Below are 3,181 nucleotides of genomic sequence, written 5' to 3'. Positions count from 1 at the left end.
CTATGCCGACCTGGTGCGCGACCTGGCCGACCACTACGGCGGTGAGGTGTTCGCCGCCCACCGTGCCCTGCTCGCCGACGCGCTCGACGCACCTGAGGTGACCGCGTGACCGCCCGGGAGCCGAAGCGCACTCGTAAGCCGTTCAGCACCAGCCCTGACGTGTTCACCTCCGCCGGTCGTGACGGCTTCACCGGGTCCGCCAAGGGCGACCGGACGTGGGGCGTCAGTGAACACCGGCCCGCACCCACCCCCCGACCCGCCAACCGGAAGGACAACCACCGATGACCACGACCACTGACCAGCCGACCGCGACCCGGGACCAGGTGTTCGCCCTGGTCGCCGCCGGTATCGCCGCCGGGATGCCCGTGCCCATGGGCATCAACATCGGCGAAGGGATCAGCCACGGCCGGCTTGAGCTGTTCGTCCGCGACGACGATCCCACGGCGGTGGAGCTGTGGGCCACCTGGCTGAACCTGCCCGCCCCGGCGATGGTCCTCTGCCCGATGGAGTCGGGGGCGCACTCGCACCGGTCGACCGGCTGGTTCCAGCCGTACGAGGCGATGGCCCTCCAGTACCCGGACACCGGTCACCAGGTCGCGGTGAAGTCGTACATCACCGTGCCGGCCCCGGCCGAGCAGGTCGAGGCGGTGGCGTGATGGCCGTGACCGAGTCGAGGCGTCTGCCGCGCGCGATGACCAGCGGCGGTGCGTCCGTCGCGGTCCGCCTGCCGGTAGGTGCGGGCACCCTGGCCCATCGGCCGACGTACCGGCGGATCGCCCCGGACAACAAGTACGACCAGCGCACCGTCGTTTCGGCCGCGTGCGCCCCGCAGGGTGCGGAGTGCCGGGAGTTGTCCGCCGGGTGGGCCGACCATCTCGGCGCCCTGGCGTGCACCGCCCCGGCCTGCTTCCCCGACGTCGATACCGAGAACGGAGTGACCCGATGACCGCCCCCACGATCAACGGCACCCGCTACCCGCAACCGGTGGAAGAGCTGCTGCGCCCGGCTCTTGAGTTGGCCATCGAGTTGGGTGAGGTGCCGAGCCGGAACCGGCTGATGCGCGAGTTCCGTATCGGCGCGCCGAAGGCAGACGAGCTGCGGACTCGGCTACTCGCCGTCGCCGCCCCGGCCGCCGCCGAGCCGGTAGCGGTGTCGTTCGACTACTCCGAACCGATCGGCCCGGACCTGGCACCATCCGCGCCCGTACCCGGGTCCGAACCGGCCGAGGTGGAGCCGGTCGACGACGACCAGGCCGGCGCCGAGCAGCCCGTCGACCCGTGGGAGTACGCCACCGCGGAACCGGTCGAGCAGGCCCCGGACACCCGGGCACGTACCACCCCGCCCGGATCGCCGAAGGCCGCCGCACCGGCCCCCGCCGTCGAGCAGGTCGAGCAGGTCACGACGGTCGGTCACCCGGGTTCCAACATCACCACCACCCCGACCAGTGAGGCACCCAGGTCGGTTCGGCCGGTGCGGACGTGGCCGGTGCTGCTGCTGGCCCTGCCCGCGTTCGTGGCGATCTGGTCCGGGTGGGTCGGACTCGGCGGACTCACTGGGTTCGGGGTGGTCCACCCGCTACCGGGGATCTGGGACAGCCTGTCGGTCAACACCGCGATCACCCTGCCAATCGGGGTGGAGACCTACGCCGCCTACGCCCTGCGCGCGTGGCTGTCCGGTCAGGTCCCGGCACCCGCCCGCCGGTTCGCCAAGTGGTCGGCTATCGGGTCGCTGCTGCTGGGTGCGCTCGGCCAGGTGGCCTATCACCTGATGGAGTCCGTCGGCATGACCGCCGCCCCGTGGTGGATCACCACCCTCGTGGCCTGCCTGCCCGTGGTCGTCCTCGGCATGGGCGCCGCCCTGGCCCACCTGATGCGCCACGACTCCTGATTTCGCCCGGCGGCACAGCCCTACGGCCTGGAAACCAGTGCTGTGCCGCCGGCCCCTCTACGGACTGGAGGTCCGTCGGAATGTTCAACCGTACCCGACCCCCCGCCTGCACCTGCAACAACGCCGGCACGTGCGGCTACTGCCCGTCGATCGCGGTGACCGCGACCCGGGAAGCCCGACTTCCGGCCGGCAGCCCCGGCGCGAAGGCCGCCGACCGGATCGAACGCAAGACCGGCCGCCGCTGATCTGACCGCTTCCGTCGCCACCGGCTCATCACCCGGTGGCGGTGGTGGCAGCCAGAGAGTCTGGCCGCCGGAAGGGAACACCTGTCATGGGCAGCAAGAGGAACGTGGCGTCCGGCAACGACCGCGTCGCCATCCAGGTCGGTCAGGTCACCGGCCGCCACGACACCGGCAAGACCCCGGAGGACACCAGCACTACCAACACCGGCCCGGTTCGGACCGAGAACACCTGCACCGGCAACGCCACGGTCGGCCGGCAGGCCGACGAGATCCGGGGCGGCCTCACCTTCGGCCGCTGACCCCCGCCCAGCGCGCCGCGCAACAGGCCATCAAGGCGGTCACCGACCGGCGGCCGCTGACCGACCCGGCGGCACGGCCCCTGGCCTCGCAAACCGTGCCGTGCCGCCGGCCCCAGCCGATCCGAGAACTGATCCGATGGAGGAAACACCATCATGAACCCCCCGAACGATGATCGCTTCGACTGGCACGCCGCCGAAGCGGACCTGGACGACGCCACCGGTGGTGCGGAGGTGGTGGACCTGGACGACGCCCGCGCCCGCCGTGCCCTGCCCCGGCCTCGTCCGGCTGGTGACACGCACGTTGATGTGACGTTGGACGAGGTGCCGCAGCGTGGCGGGATGCTGGTCGACCCGCCGCCGGTCGCGTCGTCCGGTCGACGGCCGATCATCCCGCCGGGCTGGTCGGGGTGGCGCAACATCAAACACAGTCTGCGGCAGGCCGCCGAGTTGGCCGCCTACCGGGTCGGGTTCCACACGGTGCGCGCTCCCTGGTACGCGGTGCAGGCCGGGTTCTGGGCCACGGCCGGGTTGTTCCGGCTGACCGGACGGCAGTTGCGCTGGTGGTGGGTGGCCGAGCAGACCGGGTTACGGCAGGCCGCCGCCAATGCCGGAGACGCGGCGATGTGGCACAAGCTGCACCGGGAGGTGAAGGCCACCCGCACATGGCGCGGCCTGGTCCTCACCGCCGAAGCGCTGACCATCGCGGTCGGTGGGCCGATCGTGTGGGCGGTCGCCCCGTGGTGGGCGTTGACC

At 71.9% G+C, this 3,181-nt stretch carries 6 protein-coding genes and 1 pseudogene; all 7 read left to right on the top strand.

Annotation, left to right across the window (positions count from 1 at the left end):
• The first annotated feature begins 105 nt into the window (after nt 1–105).
• The gene (locus V6U90_RS32915) at nt 106–285 is read left to right on the top strand and encodes a hypothetical protein (protein ID WP_334445006.1); all 180 of its coding nucleotides are present in this window, start codon (nt 106–108) and stop codon (nt 283–285) included.
• The gene (locus tag V6U90_RS32910) at nt 282–656 is read left to right on the top strand and encodes a hypothetical protein (protein ID WP_334445004.1); all 375 of its coding nucleotides are present in this window, start codon (nt 282–284) and stop codon (nt 654–656) included. Before V6U90_RS32915 ends, V6U90_RS32910 begins: the two co-directional genes overlap by 4 nt.
• Nucleotides 657–661: 5 nt before the next feature.
• Nucleotides 662–946 carry a hypothetical protein gene (locus tag V6U90_RS32905; RefSeq protein WP_334445002.1) on the top strand — a complete coding sequence of 95 codons (285 nt, stop codon included), beginning with the start codon at nt 662–664 and terminating at the stop codon, nt 944–946.
• Nucleotides 943–1,887 carry an ABC transporter permease gene (locus tag V6U90_RS32900; protein ID WP_334445000.1) on the top strand — a complete coding sequence of 315 codons (945 nt, stop codon included), beginning with the start codon at nt 943–945 and terminating at the stop codon, nt 1,885–1,887. Before V6U90_RS32905 ends, V6U90_RS32900 begins: the two co-directional genes overlap by 4 nt.
• A gap of 80 nt (nt 1,888–1,967) precedes the next feature.
• Nucleotides 1,968–2,132 (top strand): hypothetical protein, encoded by a 165-nt coding sequence (locus V6U90_RS32895; RefSeq protein WP_334444998.1) that lies wholly within the window; start codon nt 1,968–1,970, stop codon nt 2,130–2,132.
• Nucleotides 2,133–2,218: 86 nt separating this feature from the next.
• Nucleotides 2,219–2,428, top strand: coding sequence for a hypothetical protein (locus V6U90_RS32890; protein WP_334444996.1), 210 nt, complete (start codon nt 2,219–2,221; stop codon nt 2,426–2,428).
• A 153-nt stretch (nt 2,429–2,581) separates the two neighbouring features.
• A pseudogene (locus tag V6U90_RS32885) lies at nt 2,582–3,181 on the top strand (cell division protein FtsK); the annotation flags it as partial.

This window comes from Micromonospora sp. CPCC 206060, from assembly GCF_036906895.1.
Classification (GTDB): domain Bacteria; phylum Actinomycetota; class Actinomycetes; order Mycobacteriales; family Micromonosporaceae; genus Micromonospora.
The sequence above is the reverse complement of the archived record's forward strand: the minus strand, read 5'-3'. Positions and strand labels throughout refer to the sequence as shown.

Bases quoted from the DNA above. Each gene is read 5' to 3' on its own strand.
- V6U90_RS32910 (WP_334445004.1), top strand. From the start codon at position 282: ATGACCACGACCACTGACCAGCCGACCGCGACCCGGGACCAGGTGTTC.
- V6U90_RS32900 (WP_334445000.1), top strand. From the start codon at position 943: ATGACCGCCCCCACGATCAACGGCACCCGCTACCCGCAACCGGTGGAA.
- V6U90_RS32895 (WP_334444998.1), top strand. From the start codon at position 1,968: ATGTTCAACCGTACCCGACCCCCCGCCTGCACCTGCAACAACGCCGGC.
- V6U90_RS32890 (WP_334444996.1), top strand. From the start codon at position 2,219: ATGGGCAGCAAGAGGAACGTGGCGTCCGGCAACGACCGCGTCGCCATC.